The organism is Alteromonas sp. D210916BOD_24, from assembly GCF_047159385.1.
In the GTDB taxonomy this organism is placed as follows: domain Bacteria; phylum Pseudomonadota; class Gammaproteobacteria; order Enterobacterales; family Alteromonadaceae; genus Alteromonas.
The window spans coordinates 3,908,169-3,925,503 of record NZ_AP038333.1 but is presented as its reverse complement, the minus strand read 5'-3'; the positions used below and the strand labels follow the sequence as shown (position 1 = coordinate 3,925,503).

The 17,335-nt window shown below is 45.4% G+C and carries 15 protein-coding genes and 1 tRNA gene; 4 read left to right on the top strand and 12 right to left on the bottom strand.

The annotated features are described in order from the left end of the window. Positions 1-198: 198 nt before the first annotated feature. Positions 199-275 (bottom strand) — tRNA-Arg (locus tag ACMCM8_RS17100). Between the two features lie 247 nt (positions 276-522). Here ACMCM8_RS17100 and ACMCM8_RS17095 point away from each other — a divergent pair. After that, positions 523-930 (top strand): c-type cytochrome, encoded by a 408-nt coding sequence (locus tag ACMCM8_RS17095; RefSeq protein WP_412723821.1) that lies wholly within the window; start codon positions 523-525, stop codon positions 928-930. A 101-nt stretch (positions 931-1,031) separates the two neighbouring features. Further along, entirely contained in the window at positions 1,032-3,632 is a 2,601-nt protein-coding gene (locus ACMCM8_RS17090) for a sensor domain-containing phosphodiesterase (protein WP_412723819.1), read from the top strand. A gap of 96 nt (positions 3,633-3,728) precedes the next feature. Here the strand turns inward: ACMCM8_RS17090 and rep are convergent, their stop codons facing one another. Continuing rightward, positions 3,729-5,744: a DNA helicase Rep gene (gene rep / locus ACMCM8_RS17085; protein ID WP_412723817.1), complete on the bottom strand. Its 2,016-nt coding sequence runs from the start codon at positions 5,742-5,744 to the stop codon at positions 3,729-3,731. Between the two features lie 112 nt (positions 5,745-5,856). On the opposite strand from rep, the gene ubiK reads away from it, so the two are divergent. Beyond that, the gene (gene ubiK, locus ACMCM8_RS17080) at positions 5,857-6,111 is read left to right on the top strand and encodes a ubiquinone biosynthesis accessory factor UbiK (RefSeq protein ID WP_412723815.1); all 255 of its coding nucleotides are present in this window, start codon (positions 5,857-5,859) and stop codon (positions 6,109-6,111) included. 56 nt (positions 6,112-6,167) lie between these two features. On the opposite strand, the gene ubiA is transcribed toward ubiK, so the two are convergent. Continuing rightward, the gene (ubiA, locus tag ACMCM8_RS17075; protein WP_412723813.1) at positions 6,168-7,028 is read right to left on the bottom strand and encodes a 4-hydroxybenzoate octaprenyltransferase; all 861 of its coding nucleotides are present in this window, start codon (positions 7,026-7,028) and stop codon (positions 6,168-6,170) included. After that, positions 7,025-7,582, bottom strand: coding sequence for a chorismate--pyruvate lyase family protein (locus tag ACMCM8_RS17070; protein ID WP_412723811.1), 558 nt, complete (start codon positions 7,580-7,582; stop codon positions 7,025-7,027). The genes ubiA and ACMCM8_RS17070 overlap by 4 nt, the downstream gene beginning before the upstream one ends. A 268-nt stretch (positions 7,583-7,850) precedes the next feature. Between ACMCM8_RS17070 and ACMCM8_RS17065 the strand changes: the two genes are divergently transcribed. After that, positions 7,851-8,267: a flagellar basal body-associated protein FliL gene (locus tag ACMCM8_RS17065; protein ID WP_412723809.1), complete on the top strand. Its 417-nt coding sequence runs from the start codon at positions 7,851-7,853 to the stop codon at positions 8,265-8,267. Between the two features lie 53 nt (positions 8,268-8,320). Here ACMCM8_RS17065 and glpG read toward each other — a convergent pair whose 3' ends face one another. From glpG to ACMCM8_RS17025, 8 genes are all read right to left on the bottom strand, one after another. Further along, positions 8,321-9,193, bottom strand: coding sequence for a rhomboid family intramembrane serine protease GlpG (gene glpG / locus ACMCM8_RS17060; protein ID WP_412723807.1), 873 nt, complete (start codon positions 9,191-9,193; stop codon positions 8,321-8,323). A 229-nt stretch (positions 9,194-9,422) separates the two neighbouring features. Beyond that, the gene (glpE, locus tag ACMCM8_RS17055; protein ID WP_412723805.1) at positions 9,423-9,734 is read right to left on the bottom strand and encodes a thiosulfate sulfurtransferase GlpE; all 312 of its coding nucleotides are present in this window, start codon (positions 9,732-9,734) and stop codon (positions 9,423-9,425) included. After that, a complete protein-coding gene (tdh, locus tag ACMCM8_RS17050) occupies positions 9,734-10,759 on the bottom strand; it encodes an L-threonine 3-dehydrogenase (RefSeq protein ID WP_412723803.1) in 1,026 nt (341 codons plus the stop codon). Before tdh ends, glpE begins: the two co-directional genes overlap by 1 nt. Next, complete coding sequence (kbl, locus tag ACMCM8_RS17045) at positions 10,756-11,952, bottom strand: glycine C-acetyltransferase (RefSeq protein ID WP_412723801.1); 1,197 nt, start codon at positions 11,950-11,952, stop codon at positions 10,756-10,758. The genes tdh and kbl overlap by 4 nt, the downstream gene beginning before the upstream one ends. Before the next feature lie 157 nt (positions 11,953-12,109). Then, entirely contained in the window at positions 12,110-14,554 is a 2,445-nt protein-coding gene (locus ACMCM8_RS17040) for a putative bifunctional diguanylate cyclase/phosphodiesterase (protein WP_412723799.1), read from the bottom strand. A 9-nt stretch (positions 14,555-14,563) separates the two neighbouring features. Further along, on the bottom strand, positions 14,564-15,739 hold the full coding sequence (locus ACMCM8_RS17035) for a hypothetical protein (RefSeq protein WP_412723797.1): 1,176 nt from the start codon (positions 15,737-15,739) through the stop codon (positions 14,564-14,566). Then, positions 15,736-16,206, bottom strand: a complete 471-nt coding sequence (locus tag ACMCM8_RS17030; protein WP_412723795.1) for a substrate-binding domain-containing protein — start codon at positions 16,204-16,206, stop codon at positions 15,736-15,738. Before ACMCM8_RS17030 ends, ACMCM8_RS17035 begins: the two co-directional genes overlap by 4 nt. Before the next feature lie 79 nt (positions 16,207-16,285). Further along, a complete protein-coding gene (locus ACMCM8_RS17025; protein ID WP_412723793.1) occupies positions 16,286-17,290 on the bottom strand; it encodes a glycosyltransferase family 9 protein in 1,005 nt (334 codons plus the stop codon). Positions 17,291-17,335: the final 45 nt, after the last annotated feature.

Here is a 17,335-nt window from a genome sequence, read left to right as displayed (position 1 = left end):
AATTAACACCTGTGTCAATATTCACTAAGCACTGTGTGAATATCTTTTTAATGGGAAAAGATTGAGAGTGTTTTGCGTTTAATAAGAGGGAAATAGGAATAAAATTATGGGGAGGTACGCCCACAATTATATGCAGTTGCTGTGCACAGTCACAGCAAACACATACAAAAAACCAGCGCGAGGCTGGTTTTTTGTATGTGGCGCACCCGACAGGATTCGAACCTGTGACCTTTGCCTCCGGAGGGCAACGCTCTATCCAGCTGAGCTACGGGTGCGTAGTATGGCATTTACAGCAATAGGCGCGTTTTGATTATCGCTAGCTGCAAACGGGGCGTAATAATACTTAGCCCGTGGGCTTGCATCAACTCATTTATTGAAAACTCTTCGATAATCAAATCACAATTGTTAAAAAATCCTTACTTTTTATGGGTAATTGAGCGCAAATAGTTGTCCAAGGCCAATTAACCGTTATAATCTGGCCAGTTATATTTTGTACGAATTCACCATTGCCTGGAGACAGATGTGAAATTAAAGACTTGGTTAACTGTTGCTGCTACTGCGCTAACCGTTTTTGCAGCACAAGCACAAGAAATGAGTAACGAAGAAATTGCCGAGCGTATTAAGCCGGTAGGTCAAGTTCACGTAGCAGGCGCGGCAGCAGCTGGAAACGCAGGTGCAGCAGGCGGCGCAAAATCAGGTGAAGAAGTCTATAACTCTGCCTGCGTTGCATGTCACTCATCAGGTGTACTTGGTGCACCTAAGTTGCACGTTGCCGCTGACTGGCAACCTCGCTTAGACGAGCGCGGCCTTGATGGTGTGTGGCAAAACGCACTTAACGGCATTAATGCGATGCCTCCTCGCGGTACCTGTGGCAACTGTTCTGACGAAGAAATTAAAGCAGCAATTGAGTATATGATCGAAGGTATCTAACCCTTTCCCAATACGTCAAATTGCTCGAAAAAGTAGCGTTTCCCTGTCTTATCGGTTAAGTTACCGCACGGGGAAATGCACTTTTACAATCGGCTAACGGAATGTCACAAGAATCAACGCAATACGAGTTGACAGAAGAAGAACTACGCGAGTTAATACCGCAGCTTCAACAACTTACTGAAAAGTATAAGCGCTCTGAGCGGGTTCAGAAGGCGCTTTTTGACATATCAGAACTCGCCAGTTCAGTTAGCCATCTAAACCGCCTGTATTCAGCTATTCACGAAATCATTGCCGATTTCATGAATGCCGACAATTTCTTTGTTGCCTTTTACGAACAAGAAAGCAATGTGGTCGACTTTGCTTATTTTGTTGATGAGTTTGACGAACAAACTGTTAGGCAACTTCCCGCTGAATCACTTATGGGCGGCATGACCGGTTACATTCTCAAAACCGGCGAACACCTTTTCTACAAGCGTAGCGACGAAGCCTTTTTTGCAAGAGAACACGGCATTGAACTGGTTGGCTCTCAGCCCTTTGAGCTATTAGGTGTACCTCTAAAACGCGGCAGTCAGGTTATTGGTGCCATGGTCGTACAAACGTACGATGAGGGCGTTCATTATTCCCAAGAAGATTTAGAAGTGCTGTTGTTTGTGTCTCAACACATCGTGACAACGGTCGATCGGGTTAAAAACCGTGAATTAACTGAACGTACTATTCGCGAAAGAACCCGTCAGCTACGCAAAATCAATGACGAGCTTCAGGAAGAAATTCTTGAACGCCAGAAAGTGGAGTCGCTGCAACAAGCATTATTTGAAATATCAGAGCTTGCAGCCAATCTGGAAGGCGACATGAATGTCTTCTATTCCAGTCTACACGAGATACTCGCAAGACTTATCAGCGCACCTAACTGCTACATTGCCATTTTAGATAAAGAAAATGAGTTACTTGAGTTCCCATATTTCAGTGACGTCATGCAAGAGAAGGTCGACTCTCGTGCCCTCGGCCTAGGTCTTACCGAGCTAGTGCTACGCACCGGGCAAGCTGAGTTACTTAACCCACCTCGCGTGTTGCAACTGGCTGAGGCGGGAGAAATTGACGTTACTGTCGCGCAACAAATGTTGAATAGTGCTAACTCCTGGCTGGGTTCCCCACTTATTGTAGATGGCGAGATTGCCGGTGTTATTGCGGTGCAAACCTACGGTAAGCATGCAAAATACACCTCGCGAGACCAAGAATTGCTGCGCTTTGTGTCGCATCATATTGCTGTTGCGATGGAGCGCAAGCGCAACACCGAGTCAATGCAGCGATATAACATTGAGTTGGAAGCCCGCGTAAAAGAGCGTACTGTCGAGTTAGATCGCGCCAACACGTTCTTAAAACAGCAAATTGAAGAGCGTAAAGAAATTGAGCTTAAGCTTATTCACGACGCTCACCACGACTCGTTAACCGATTTGCCTAACCGCGCCATGTTTACCAGCCGGCTTGAACTTGCGATAGCCAGTAAACAACGTTATACCGAAAATATGTTCGCGGTACTCTTTATCGACTTAGATCGCTTTAAAGTCATTAACGACACCTTGGGCCATCACGCGGGTGATGAGTTTTTGGTAGAAGTGGCTCGCCGTATTTCACTGTGTATACGGGGTCACGACTTATTGGCGCGCCTTGGCGGCGACGAATTTGTAGTGTTGCTTGATAATTTTGAAGATGTGGCGGATGTTGAAGAAGTGGCTAGCCGTATCATTGCCTCTATCTCTGAACCTTTCTTGTTAGATGGCAGAGAGATGTATTCCGGCGCCAGTATCGGTATTGCACATCTTGAAAGTTATTACCGCAGTGCCGACGAAGTACTGCGCGATGCTGACGCTGCGATGTACCAAGCTAAGACGCTTGGCCGTGGTAGGTTTGTGATGTTCGATACCAGTATGCGTGACAGACTGATTGAAGAGCTAGAGCTAGAAAATGAATTCAGACGCGCCCTTCGTGAAGAAGAATTCGATTATTTCTTGCAGCCCGTTATCACGCTAAATGACAGCTCGGCCCTGTATAAAGAAATGTATATCCGCTGGTCTCACCCCTCTTACGGTAAAATTGGCCGAGAACAGTTCAGGCAAGTGGCAGAGCACAGCGGGCTAACGTTAGACTTAGACTTATTTCAATTATCTAAAGCATGCGGTCTTATCACGCACTACGCGAATACCGACGAGCCAATCAACAAAATTGCAGTAAACGTGTCTATCAATCACTTGCTGCAATCGTCAATGGTTAATCAGATGATTGATGTTATTGAGTCATCGGGCGTGAAGCCAAGCCAACTTGTGTTTGAATTTGATGAGAATGACCTTAACCGCCGCTCTCAGTTCATTCTACCCGCTATTAAGAAATTAAAGCGCGCTGGTGTAACTTTAGTGCTGGATAATTTTGGAAGTGGTTTAGCATCGTTAAGCTATTTGTTTGCTTATCCATTCGACTTTATCAAGATAGACCATCGATTTGTTAAGTCGCTCCCTCGCTCTCAGCGCAATTTAAAACTTATTCAGTCTGTTATGCTCATTTCTGAGCACCTGAGATTTCAGGTAATCGCCGAAGGGGTAGATTCAACGGCCCAGTTGGATGCACTCAATGAAATTGAGTGCTTATACGGTCAGGGAAAAATATTACAACAGGCCACCGTGCTTGATATGGCCAAATTAGCCAGCTAATTAGTTAAGCGCAGGCATAGGTTTTTATTGCGTTTTAGTGTCAGGCAATGTTAACAACACACCTGTTTTATCAAAATTCCAGTTCGAAGTTAGTACTTACTTTTTACCAATAATGTCACGCAAATTCGCGATCCCTACTTGCGCTTTTTGTTGCCTTTCTTCCTTAGTGGCTTTGGGTTTTTGATTCTCCCATTGCACATCGTCGGGTGGCAATTCAAATAAGAAACGGCTGGGCTCTGGCTGGATCACTTCACCAAATTGGCGACGTTCTTTGGCTAAGCTAAATATCAGCTCTCGTTGAGCACGGGTTATGCCTACGTAAGCCAAACGGCGTTCTTCTTCTACGTTGTCTTCGTCAATACTGCTTTGATGCGGCAATAAGCCCTCTTCCATGCCGACCAGAAAGACAATGGGAAACTCCAAGCCTTTAGAAGCGTGCAGGGTCATTAATTGTACCTGATCGCCTTCACCATCATCTTCCCCTCGCTCCATCATATCGCGTAGAATAAGTCGGTTAACCACTTCGGTAAGCGACATGGACTGATCCAGGTCATTACCTTCGAGCATGTCGTTAACCCAGCCAAACAGGGTACTGACGTTCGCCATGGCCATTTCTGCCGCTTTCGGGCTAGCACTATGCTCGTATAGCCACTCTTCGTAGCCCATAGTACGGATCATGGTGCGAACGGCATCGGCGGTATTTCCACGAACGGCGTTGTCAGAGAGCTCTACCACCCACCGTGCGAATCCCGATACCGCATGAAAGGCCTTTTCCGTCAGTACACTATTTAAATTGGGGTGAGTGGCCGCCTCAAACATTGACACGCCTAAAGTGTTGGCAAAGTTACCCAGCTTTTCTAGCGTCGCACGACCAATACCCCGCCCTGGTGTATTGATTATGCGAAGTAGTGCATTGTCGTCATCCTGATTCACCAGCAAACGCAAATAAGCCATTATATCTTTGACTTCAGCACGGCCAAAAAACGACATCCCTCCACTTATCTTGTAGGGAATGCGGTTGCTCATCAGCAGTTTTTCAAACAATCGGCTTTGATGGTTCCCACGGTATAAAATGGCGTAGTCCTTAAACTGGGTACGGTTCATAAATTTGTGGGCCAAAAGCTCGGCAACCACCCGTTCGGCTTCGTGTTCTTCGTTTTTCGCCTCAATAACTTTCAGCGATTCACCATAGTGAAGCTCAGAGAACAGGGTTTTATCAAACAGGTGCGGATTGTTTTGAATAAGAATATTGGCACAGTGCAGTATGCGGCCTGACGACCGGTAATTCTGCTGTAGCTTAATGACGTTTAAACGCGGAAAGTCCTGCTGCAGCAAGTGCAAATTTTGCGGTTTTGCCCCTCGCCAGGAGTATATTGACTGGTCATCATCCCCTACCACAGTAAAGCGGGCACGCTCACCTACCAGTAATTTAACCAACTCGTATTGACTGGTGTTCGTGTCTTGGTACTCATCTACCAATAAATAGCGAATTTTGTTCTGCCATTTACTTCTCGCTTGCTCGTTGTGTTTTAGCAATAAGGTGGGCAGCAAGATCAAGTCGTCAAAATCAAGGGCATTGTAGGCTTTAAGGTTATCCTGATAGCGTTTATAGGCCTCAGCAAATTCTCTTTCGCCAGTGCTGCTCGCCGACTTTAACAGAGCATCAGGCAGGATCAGGTCGTTTTTCCAATTCGAGATACAGCTTTGCAATAGTTGCAGCTGATCTTTATCACCGTCAATGGTATCTGTGGTTAAGTCGTTAAGTAACGCAGTAGAGTCTTTGTCATCGAACAATGAGAAACCCGGTTTTAGCCCCAAGTCTTTCACATGGGCCTTAATGATGTTTAAGCCCAATGTATGGAAGGTAGACACTTTCAGTCCCCGGGCTTCCGGTTTACCCAAGGTCTGTGCCACCCGCTCTTTCATTTCACGGGCCGCTTTGTTGGTAAAGGTTACCGCGGCAATGTAGCGCGCGGGCATATCGCAGTTTCTGACTAAATGAGCAATTTTATTGGTAATAACGCGGGTTTTACCACTGCCTGCGCCTGCAAGCACCAAGCACGGGCCTGATACATACGTTACCGCAGATTCTTGAGCTTCATTGAGTTTCATTGGTTTCCTAAAACAACGTCCACATTACGCACAACACAGTTTTCATTGCATGTCGTGTCGATACCGATAGAATAGCTTCTACAAATTGAGCAGCGCATTATAAGGGAATTCCATGTTGGATCCGAAGAAACTCGAAGATTTAGCGAAACAAATTGCTGACGCTATTCCGCCGGGCGTGAAAAATATGGCAGAAGAAGCTGAAGGCAGGGTAAAAACCGTATTACAGTCACAGTTGTCAAAGCTTGATGTGGTTACTCGCGAAGAGTTTGATATTCAAAGCCAGGTGCTTATTCGTACCCGAGAAAAACTAGATGCCATGGAAGCGCGTTTGGCTGCTTTAGAACAGGCACTACAAGACAAGCAGTGATCAAGCCAAGCACTTCGCTATCACTGCTAACGCTATATCAGTTGAGCATCAGTTAACTAAGTTAACCAAAGGTGGCCTGCAAACCCGATGGTCACCGCCATCCCCATATAGTGATTTTCTAAAAATGCAGTAAAACAACCTTCTCGCTGTCGGTGTTTAATTAATTGATATTGACGTGCACATAACAACGCAGCAAACGCGAGCGACAGGTAATACGGCCAGGTGACAGACATCGCTTGCCCAATACCCGCTAAGATGCCCAAGGTCACCACCTGCAATGCCATTACAATAATGACGTCATAGCGACCAAACAGGATAGCCGTGGACTTTACCCCAATCTTAATATCATCATCGCGATCGACCATGGCGTACATGGTGTCGTAGGCCACCGTCCATGTTAAGTTAGCGATAAAAAGCCACCAGCCATGAGCGGGGATGGTGTTAAGTACCGCCATAAAGGCCATGGGGATAGTCCAGCCAAAAGCCGCGCCCAACACCACCTGTGGAAAGTGGGTATAGCGCTTCATAAAAGGGTAAGAGGCCGCTAGAAATAGTGCTGCCACAGATAACGCAATGGTGCGCCAGTTAAGAAATAATACCAGAACAAAAGAAATACCTACGAGCATGGCAAATAGTCGTAAGGCCTGGTGTTCTGTCACTTCACCGGTAGCCAATGGACGCTGCGCCGTGCGTTTAACGCTGCCATCGACTTTTCGGTCTGCGTAATCATTTATCACACAACCCGCCGAACGCATTAACACTACCCCGGCAAGAAATATAACCAAAATGTGCAAAGGGGGTATACCCTGCTCGGCCATTAACAACGCCCATAATGTAGGCCACAGTAATAAATAAATTCCTACAGGCTTATCAAGGCGCATTAGCCGCGCGTAGGCATTCCAGTTTGGTTTATTCATGAGGACATCTCGTGCCTAATATCAGGCTGGTAAGCGGGCGACTGTGGTAAAAATACTTCGGCAACTATCATATGGTGCTGTTCTATAGAAAATACCGAACGCCTTCCCCACAACGGTGCTGTGCGGTTAAACCCTAAAGTAGCGGCATTTACCATTCCCACTTCAAAGGGAGAACGAGAAAAGCGCGCATCGTTAAAGAGTCTTTTACCCAGTGGCTCACAGCCTAGGTTGGATAACTCGGCATCAATGATGGCCTGCGGTATTACGGAACGGGCAAAGACCCAAGGGGTGTCATTGTCGCACAGTAAAATTTCGCGAATTTGATACGTTGTTGCGCCATTCGCATTCAATACCGATAGTTCATTAGGTTGAGGCGTTAGCGTTTGCTGCCCCAACAGCTCTAAAGAAAATTGATGGCACAATGCCTGAACGCGCTCGGTTAACGACCCCGTATCCAATAACCAGTTTTTTAAATGGTCATCACCTAACTCAATACGCTCTGGCTGTTGCCAGTCGACTACTAAGCCCACTGGAAAGGATGCATTTAAAGACACATGAAAAGCCCGTATTATTAAACTGTTAGTATCATATCACGTATCATTTCATCGCGTATCATTTCACTACCAGAGGTTACACCCCTTATTCACAAATGATAAAAGGGCGTTGTGATGATCACGATATAAGTGATTAGCATAGGTGAGGCAAACAGCTTATTACTCAAACTTTTTTAACAGGCTGCTACTTTTTCATTAGTGCGTTTAAAGCTAGTTTTGCTACACTGCGTACTGAGTTTTGTTATTTATTCGTCTTTTGGTCTTTGTCATGCTTAAGTCTTTATTTTTACGTTGCTTTTTAATTACTGTTGTTGTGTTAAGTAATGCAGGTACAGCATCGGCACAAGAAAGAGCTAATTTTGCCTATCTGGGGATTGAGCCTGAAATAGTCACCAACTACATCAGTGAAAGTGCTAAAAAGCTCGGTTACGTACGAGTTTCTGTCGAATTAATGATTTACGATGTCAGCTTGTTAGAGGTAGCTGAACATCATATGCCGTTACTACGTTCTACTGCCATCGAAATTTTTGGCCAGCAGCCAGAAGAAAAAGTGAAATCGTTAACGGGAAGAGAAGAAATAAGACAAGCTATTTTGAAAGCGCTACAAGAGCATATGAAACAAGAAACAGGTGGCGAAGTCATTAAAAACGTTATTTTTACTAAGTACCTCTATCAAGGTGGCTAAGGTAAAGCCGGCTCACTCTGCCACCTTGAAAAATGCTATTTATTAAAGCGAGTTTAGCTCGCTTTTTTTGACCCCAAACTTAATATTCCTGCCATAGCACACCCACTAATTAGACCTGCAGTGTGAGCCGCGTTGGCCATATTTACCCATAAGATGTCGGCATACCCTAATACTAACCACACCAGCATAAAACCGACGATTGAGTTAGGTAAAGACACGCCCCAGCTAGGCCTTAACCACCCCAGCCACCATACAAAACCCATTACGGCGTAAACCACACCTGAAAGACCGCCGAAAAGGTACAGGTTGCCTTGAACAGGTTCGCTTACCAGAGCCTGTGCCACGTTAGAGACTATGGCGGAAACGACAAACACAATGGCTAACATACTCACGCCGAAGGTACGCTCTATCTTTGCTCCTAGCATGCCCCACCACAGCAAATTAAATACAATATGCAATATGGAGAAATGAATGAAGGCTGGCCCAAGTAACCGCCACCATTGGTGGTTGTCACTTAAGACTGACAAAGGCTGCATCAACAAATTCTGTGCAATGGGCGAGAATAGACCAAGAATAGACAGCACATACACGGCTACACACAGTAAGAATACTAAAGCAGTAAATGGGCTATGTTTGGCACTAACAAGTATATTGGCGAAGGAAAATCCACCGGTGGAAGGGGCCAAATGCACATTTTTTCCATTGTCCCATGCCGCTTGTTGATATTTGGGATCAGACGGATTAGCCAGAAACGCCTCAGCGATATCTTTCGCTTCTACTTCTTGCTCTGCGTTTGCCAATACAACAACGAACTCCCTGTTTGTGCTGCTTTGCATCACACTCGCGGGAATATGCTGGCTGGTTAAATAATTGGCCAGAAGATGAGCAGCACCTTGTTGGTTAAACGCAATAAGTGGATGAGCCATGAATTCGTTGAGTCCTACATCGTGGTCAATTTTAGTTAATCTATAATAAAGCTAAATTACGCAATATAAACTAATGACGCGTGGAGCCGCTGATCATAGTGGTACTATTTATACAACAAGCGGCCTGATAGGTTCATCAAAGTAAACCAAACAGACCGCTTTATTCAGTGATCACGTTACATGAACGAAACAAGGTACCCAAAAGCTCAACAGCACCAAGGTGGCACCATTACTCGGTCACCACTGGGTTGGCCAAACGCCATGCTTCAAAACCACCATCCATACTGTAAACGGTCTCAAAACCTTGCTGGGCTATTACTTGTGCCGCTTGCTGACTGCTTACCCCGTGATAACACACTACCACTACCGGTTTGTCTTTTGGCGTTTGTTCAATAAACGCCGAAAAGTTATCGTTGTTGAGGGGCGCAGCATTTGGCATATGTCCATTTGCAAACGACTGAGGGTCGCGAATGTCCACTATGGCAACATCGCCTTGAAAGTTTGCTACGTCTTGAACACTAATGTGCGAAAATGATGTCATTATTGCCAGTCCAATATTACTTTGCCAGATTGTCCGGAACCCATGGTATCAAACCCTTTCTGAAAGTCATCAATAGAAAAGGTATGGGTAATGATAGGTGAAAGGTCTAAACCACTTTGCAGTAAACTGGCCATCTTGTACCAGGTTTCAAACATTTCACGACCGTAAATACCTTTGATCACCAACCCTTTAAAAATAACCTGATTCCAATCAATCGCCACGTCTTTAGGGGGAATGCCCAACATCGCAATCTTTCCGCCGTGGTTCATTTTATTGAGCATGTCACGAAACGCTGCTGGCACACCTGACATTTCGAGGCCTACATCGAAACCTTCTGTCATACCAAGTTCATTCATCACGTCTTTCAAGTCTTCTTTGCTGACATCGACGGCACGGGTTGCCCCCATCTTTTTAGCAAGTTCAAGACGGTATGGGTTGATATCGGTTACCACCACATGGCGCGCGCCTACGTGCTTAGCCACCGCGGCAGCCATAATTCCGATAGGGCCAGCACCGGTAATCAGCACGTCCTCGCCCACCAAATCAAAGCTTAGCGCTGTGTGGACTGCGTTGCCAAACGGGTCAAAGATTGAGGCGAGTTCATCGCTGATATTGTCTGGAATTTTAAAAGCGTTAAAAGCAGGAATAACAAGATATTCTGCAAAAGCTCCCGGGCGGTTGACTCCCACACCTTCCGTATTGCGACACAAGTGGACGCGGCCCGCTCGACAGTTACGGCAATGTCCACACGTGATATGGCCTTCCCCTGACACTCTGTCGCCTACTTTGAAGCCTTTCACTTCCTGACCCATGTCGACTACTTCACCGACGTATTCATGTCCTACTACCATTGGCACAGGGATCGTTTGTTGCGACCACTCATCCCAGTTGTAGATATGCATGTCGGTACCACAAATGGCGGTTTTGCGAATTTTAATCAACAAGTCATTGTGACCCACTTCGGGCTTAGGTGTATCTTGCAACCAAATGCCTTTTTCAGCTTTTGCTTTTACCAGCGATTTCATGCAATCACTCCCATTTCACGGCCAACTTCAATAAACGCATCAACGGCTTTGTCAACATGCGCCAATGTATGACCCGCAGACATTTGAGTGCGTATACGCGCTTGCCCCTTGGGAACCACTGGGTAAGAGAACCCAATCACATAAATACCTTTTTCCAGTAGCTTGTCAGCCATATCACTGGCAAGACGTGCATCACCTAGCATCACAGGAATAATGGCATGATCTTTCCCGGCCAATGTAAAACCCGCTTCTTCCATACGGGCGCGAAAGTGATTGGCATTGCGCCATAACTGTGCCCGCAGCGCATCGCCGTCTTTCATCATTTCAAACACTTTCAATGAAGCAGACACAATCGGTGGCGCGACTGAATTTGAAAACAGATAGGGGCGCGAACGCTGACGAAGCCACTCTACTACTTCTTTTTTACCCGACGTATAACCACCTGAGGCGCCGCCTAACGCTTTACCCAGTGTGCCGGTAATAATATCAACACGTCCCATGACGCCGCAGTACTCATGGCTACCACGACCATTTTCTCCTAAGAAACCAGTGGCGTGACAATCATCCACCATGACCATAGCATCGTACTTATCAGCCAGGTCGCATATCGAGGCTAAATCGGCAATAACGCCGTCCATTGAAAATACCCCGTCGGTAGCGATAAGTTTAAAGCGGGCGCCATCCGCATCGGCTTGCTGCAACTGGGCTTCGAGGGCGGCCATATCGTTATTGGCATAGCGATAACGCTTTGCTTTACAAAGACGTACGCCATCAATAATACTGGCGTGATTTAATGCATCAGAGATGATGGCATCTTCTGGACCAAGCAAGGTTTCAAACAATCCACCATTGGCATCAAAGCACGATGGATAAAGAATGGTGTCTTCGGTGCCCAGAAAATCACTGATAGAAGACTCTAGCTGTTTGTGAATATCTTGTGTGCCACAGATAAAACGCACTGACGCCACACCAAAACCATGGCTGTCTAAGCCTTCTTTGGCAGCGTCGATTAATTTGTCATTGTTTGCTAAACCAAGATAGTTGTTAGCACAAAAATTAATGACGTGATCGCCGTTTTCAACATCAATGTCGGCCTGTTGTTGCGAAGTGATAATACGCTCTTTTTTATACAGACCATCTTGTTTAGTCGCTTCAATTTGCGATTGCAGATGTGAAATAAATGCCGCAGACATGCCATTCTCCGAGTGTAGATACCTAAAACGCATAGTTTAATGAAAGCACCGCAAAGGGTACACATAATTGCACGGTATTTAATGGGTTTGCAGATTGTGCCTGTAAATTAAAGCGCACACTGTCGGGTTAATTCCCCATGCAGCTGCGCCGTAGGTATCAAGCAGATTCCTTCCACAACCCCATATGTACTTTATCTGCAATTACGTCCCAAAGGTCAGCTTCAGGGATCGGCTTGCTAATGAGATAGCCTTGACCTATATGGCAGTTGAAATGGCATAACAATTCATACTGGTCACTGGTCTCAATTCCTTCTGCGACTACTTGCATACCCATATTGCTCACCATCGCAATAGTAGAATGAACGATGTTTCTGTCATCGGCACTGCTAGCGATATTGTTCACGAAAGAACGGTCAATTTTAATATAATCGGCCGGAAGCGATTTAAGATAACTCAGTGATGAGTAACCTGTTCCAAAATCATCAATGGCTATCATGCACCCCATGTCCCGAATGGTGCGCATTACCCGAGTCGCCCGTTCTATTTCACTTACCAATACTGTTTCGGTCAGCTCCAGACATACTTGGTCGGGAGAAACTTCGTTTTTAATAATCTGTTGCTGTAAATATTCAGGAAGACTAGGATCTAAAAACTGTCCCGAAGATAAATTGATAGACAGCTTTAAGTCGTGAAAGCCACTGTTCCGCAGTTCTCGAATAAGGCTTGTGGCGCGGGCGATTACCCAGTAATCAAGCTCTAGCATGAACGAAGTATGTTCTAACAAAGGAATAAAGTCAGCAGGTGAAATATGTCCTTTCTTTGGATGGTACCAACGCAACAACGCTTCAAACCCAATGAGTTTGCTGGTATGCAACTCCACTTGAGGTTGAAGCGCTAAACTGAACTGGTTTGAACGTAGCGCTTCTCTTGCCTCAGACTCTAGTTCTACCTTTTGCATCACCTTCAAGTTCATTGTGGCATCGTAAATCCGATACCCTGCGCCTTTTTTCGCTTTAGCCTCATACATGGCGATATCGGCGTGACGAAGTAATTCCACCGGCGTCGCCCGAGCGTGGTTAGTCACCGCAATACCAATACTAATTGATACATAGAAGGTCGTGTTATCTACTATGATCGGCTCTTTAAATTCGTCAATCAGCTTTTGGGCGACTACGTCCACTTGCTGTTTATTATCTATATTGGCCAACAAGACTACAAATTCATCGCCGCCAAACCGGGAGGCAATATCGGTTTCTCTTATGGGTCTTGAAATACGCATTGCAGCCGCTTTTAAAAGCTTATCACCTACGTCGTGACCGTGGCTGTCATTAACCTTTTTAAAATCGTCAAGATCCATAAACATTAACGCTACTAATCGGTCATCCCTGTCCGCGCTGGCTAATTGTTTTTCAATCTGGAACGTCAGCATGTTGCGGTTTGGCAGCCCCGTTAGCACGTCAAACATGGCCATTTTTTCTAGCTTTGCAGTATTAATGGCCATCTGTCCATCAAAGCTTTCCAGTTGTCTGGCGAGATTGTTGGCAGCATCCTCCACTACATCAAGCTCATCAGTTAACCTGAACATAGGGGTTTTACGGTGCTTGGCAGCGGATGTGTAAAACTCACTGAACCTGTGTTCTGCCAGCATAGGCAAGCGCTCGCTGACATCGATAAGACGCGTCTTGTATTGGTTGAGAAAGATATACAACAGAAGAGAAAGTACAAAGAACAACGTAACGGCACTTGCCATTACAATGTAACGATAACGCTCACTTTGGTGCTCCTTATTCGTGATATCTTGCACAATCAGTAAATAAGGGTGGTCACCATTGGTATGGTTAAACGGCAGTAAGCTAACTAATAGGTGCTGCTCTCCCAAAAGCACATTGATGCCATCGATAACCAGTTTATCAACATTTAAATCTTCGGGAAGTGCGTAAAAAAGTTGCTGCATATACTGGCTATTAGCAGCGGAAAGTTGGCTAGCCACGTTTAGCTCAAGCTTACCAGATGAGTTTTTACTTTGTTGCACAACAGCCACTTTATGCACGTTGGTTGCGCGATTAAACAGGTAGAGCAATTGACGCATTGAGGAGGTTAACACAATAACGGGTAACTCAGAGGAAGTACTCATTATGGGTATTGAAATATAATGTGTACACACTTTAGTACAGGATAAAATAGAACGGCTATCGGAGGTCGCTCGTGACGTATTCACTAAACGATTCACCACGCCGTTTACTTTAGAAGGCTCCCCTTCTATTAGCCCCTCTTCGCCAAATAAAAACACGTCTTCCACTTGAAAGTTTAACGTTAGGTACTCTTTTAAGTCATTCAGCGATTTTTGAAATGCTTTAAGATCTTGAACTTGGGGGTCGTTTTTGTGCCTAATGATATCCACCACGGTTATCATTCGGTTGTGCAATATTTCTTCAAATAGCTGCATTCGCCTTTGATGGCTGACTTGGTCTTCCCGTTGCTGAAGCAAAATCCGCTCTTCAGATTCTTGAATAAGAATGGCCGATATGACAATAGTGGCTGTCAGGACAATCGCCAACAGCATGACAATGGTTTTGGTCGTAAAAGAGACTTTAACCTTCATGCAACCGCCTTAAAACCAGTACATTAGTTGAAGTGACCACATTTCCCATTTTTTTTGTGCACTTTCGGCTACATCTCGGTCCAACAAGCTCACTACGCGAGTAGCACCATCCGCCCAGTGGTATTCTCCTTGCAGCCGCCACTTAGGCGCGATGTCATAGCGAAAGCCCAAGGTGATGGTATCTTGATAGCCGAAATAGGCAGGTATAGTGCCTCCTGAAATGGCTTCAAGCTGCAGTCCATCGGGGTCAGAAGCATTGTTTACGTACGTGTCATAACTGATTAAAGCACTAAAAGTGTTAGTAAACAGATAGCGCACTTGAACAAAGCCGCCCTCTCCACGTCTTTTCTCGGTAAAATCAGGGGCAAACAATCCCTCGCTTTCTTGTATTTCTCGGATAAGTTCTGACGATACTTCCCAATTCTCAGCAAAATATTGCGCAGACAGCATAAACCGACGAATATTGGCCGCACCTGCTAACCGGTTGTCTTCACTAGCGGGGGTATAAGTAAAATCAGAACTCAGCCAACTTGCCCCAAGCTTCCACGCCATTGTAGATGGCTGCCAGAACACACTGGCTTGATGTACAAAGTCTTGCTTAATTTTGCCCTTAGCAGCATTACCCAATAAAAAGTCGCGCTGAGAATCATTAATCGTGGTTCGACCGTAACTCCAATTCACTTCCCAAATATTGTTGTTTCCGTAGCGCGTTAAGCTGGTTTGTATACCATTACTTCCTAAAGCCACGTCGCGAAAGCCATCAAAATAAACCGATTGTGGCAACACTGATGAATATCGGGTTTGCGGTACGTCGCGAGCGACAGAATACAACCAGTGACGGTTCTTAAAACGCCCAACATGTATTTGTGCCTGCCACCTACCAATTAAGTCAGGTATTTTCCAATCGACAAACAAATAGTCTAGTCGCGTGCCTTGTTCAAACCGGTTACCACCATCTAAATAGTTGATTTGACCGGCAATAGATACATTCTCTGCGAGTTGGTAGTAGCCGTTTAAACCTATCTCGGTAAGCTCGGCGGTAATATCATTGTTGTCGGTAATAAAATTACTATCACTGGACTGGGTAATACCCTGTGACACATAACCATGCCAGGAGAATTTGGAACTGTCAGCCTTCGCGTAAAACCCCACTAGGCATAACGCTAATACTATTTTCCACTTCATAATTCACCTACCTCTACGCGTCTGAGTCTTGGTGTTTCTGCGCTTTGCAGGTAGCCAATAGCACCTTCTGTATTGATAAGTGCCTCGGCAAGAGCTTGATTCGAATCGACACGAATAGGGGTAACACCTTGACCAGAATAGGTAATCTGATCCCAAAGACGAGACAATTGATAAGGAAACATTTGCAGCACGTCGCGACAAAATTGTTTGTGCAACTCGTGGTTGTCGTTAAGAACAAAAACGGTAATTTTAGAGCCATCGCTCCAATATTGGCGGTGCCCAGTAAAAATTTGACGAAGTTCTGAGCGATTGAGCTCATTTATCATCACACTTTCATTTACCATGACATTAAGTTCTTGCGCATAACCATGAGTGCCACTAAGTAGCGACACAAATAATGGCAGCGCCCTGCCCCAAAAGGTGGGACTCAAAACTGTACGTAGCCATCGCAAAGCGGGCTTTTTCATTTATTAACGACTCCCTGTTATTACAAAGGAACACTTCGCAATCTAAGTGTAGATAATAGTTAGTGATTTTACCTTAAAATTAAGCCACAAATGGCGCGAGCTTTTGTTTAACCATATCAACTGTAATCTTTTCCATTAACTTACTTCCTTTTGCGCGCGTACCCCACGGCAGTACATCCCATGCTTTGCCTTGTTGCGCTTCGATACACGCGTCATAAACAGATACAACGCGATCTAAATCGTTGTATGGACCAGTTCGACGCGGATTAGAATGAGCATAGAGGCCAATAACCTGTGTACCTACTGTAGTGGCCATATGGGCGGGCCCTGTATCTGGCGCAATCACCAGTTGGGCGTGTTTTATCAACATAAGCAGTTGGTGTAACGTCGTTTGCCCAGTGAAGTCTTTTATCGGTATGGAGGCCGCTTGCTTAATAGCCTCAGCCGTATCGCGATCCAATTTCCCCGGACCACCACAGAGTATCACGGTGATCCCTTTTTCTTGGATATAGTCTGCAATACCTGCGTATCGTTCTGGTAACCAATTTCTCTCTGCTTTGCTTGCAGCAGGTGAAATAACCACATATTTACCCAACGCCAAAGCCTGCTGCTCAGCCCATTGCTTATCTTCTTGGGCTACGGGAATATTCCAACTAGGACGTGCTTCTTTTGGTACACCGATGGCGTCGGCAAAGTCCATAAACCCATCCAACACATGCGCGTGTTTTGACGCTGCGACGCGATGATTGGCAAACAACCAGTGCAATTCTTTACTGCGTGACCAATCAAACCCCACACGGCGTTTGGCTTTAATAACCCGAGAGGCCATATTTGCGCGCAACGCCACCTGCATCATGAGCAGAGCGTCAAACACCTCTTCTTTCACTGCTTCTTTTAACGCTTGAACAGCAGCTTTACCCTGTGATTTATCAAAAATGATAAAACGTACGTTGGGCATGAGTTTAACCAACTGATATTCAACCTTGCCTATTACCCAGGTAATTTCAGTTTCCGGCCATTGGTTTTGGATCCGGGTGACCATTGCCGCTGCATGACAAACATCACCGATTGCAGATAGACGCATTAAACAAATCTTTTTTACCACAGAGGCACTCTCGTTGCTGAAAAA

Bases quoted from the DNA above. Each gene is read 5' to 3' on its own strand.
- ACMCM8_RS17090 (WP_412723819.1), top strand. From the start codon at position 1,032: ATGTCACAAGAATCAACGCAATACGAGTTGACAGAAGAAGAACTACGC.
- rep (WP_412723817.1), bottom strand. From the start codon at position 5,744: ATGAAACTCAATGAAGCTCAAGAATCTGCGGTAACGTATGTATCAGGC.
- ubiK (WP_412723815.1), top strand. From the start codon at position 5,857: ATGTTGGATCCGAAGAAACTCGAAGATTTAGCGAAACAAATTGCTGAC.
- ubiA (WP_412723813.1), bottom strand. From the start codon at position 7,028: ATGAATAAACCAAACTGGAATGCCTACGCGCGGCTAATGCGCCTTGAT.
- ACMCM8_RS17065 (WP_412723809.1), top strand. From the start codon at position 7,851: ATGCTTAAGTCTTTATTTTTACGTTGCTTTTTAATTACTGTTGTTGTG.
- glpG (WP_412723807.1), bottom strand. From the start codon at position 9,193: ATGGCTCATCCACTTATTGCGTTTAACCAACAAGGTGCTGCTCATCTT.
- glpE (WP_412723805.1), bottom strand. From the start codon at position 9,734: ATGACATCATTTTCGCACATTAGTGTTCAAGACGTAGCAAACTTTCAA.
- tdh (WP_412723803.1), bottom strand. From the start codon at position 10,759: ATGAAATCGCTGGTAAAAGCAAAAGCTGAAAAAGGCATTTGGTTGCAA.
- kbl (WP_412723801.1), bottom strand. From the start codon at position 11,952: ATGTCTGCGGCATTTATTTCACATCTGCAATCGCAAATTGAAGCGACT.
- ACMCM8_RS17040 (WP_412723799.1), bottom strand. From the start codon at position 14,554: ATGAAGGTTAAAGTCTCTTTTACGACCAAAACCATTGTCATGCTGTTG.
- ACMCM8_RS17035 (WP_412723797.1), bottom strand. From the start codon at position 15,739: ATGAAGTGGAAAATAGTATTAGCGTTATGCCTAGTGGGGTTTTACGCG.
- ACMCM8_RS17030 (WP_412723795.1), bottom strand. From the start codon at position 16,206: ATGAAAAAGCCCGCTTTGCGATGGCTACGTACAGTTTTGAGTCCCACC.
- ACMCM8_RS17025 (WP_412723793.1), bottom strand. From the start codon at position 17,290: ATGCGTCTATCTGCAATCGGTGATGTTTGTCATGCAGCGGCAATGGTC.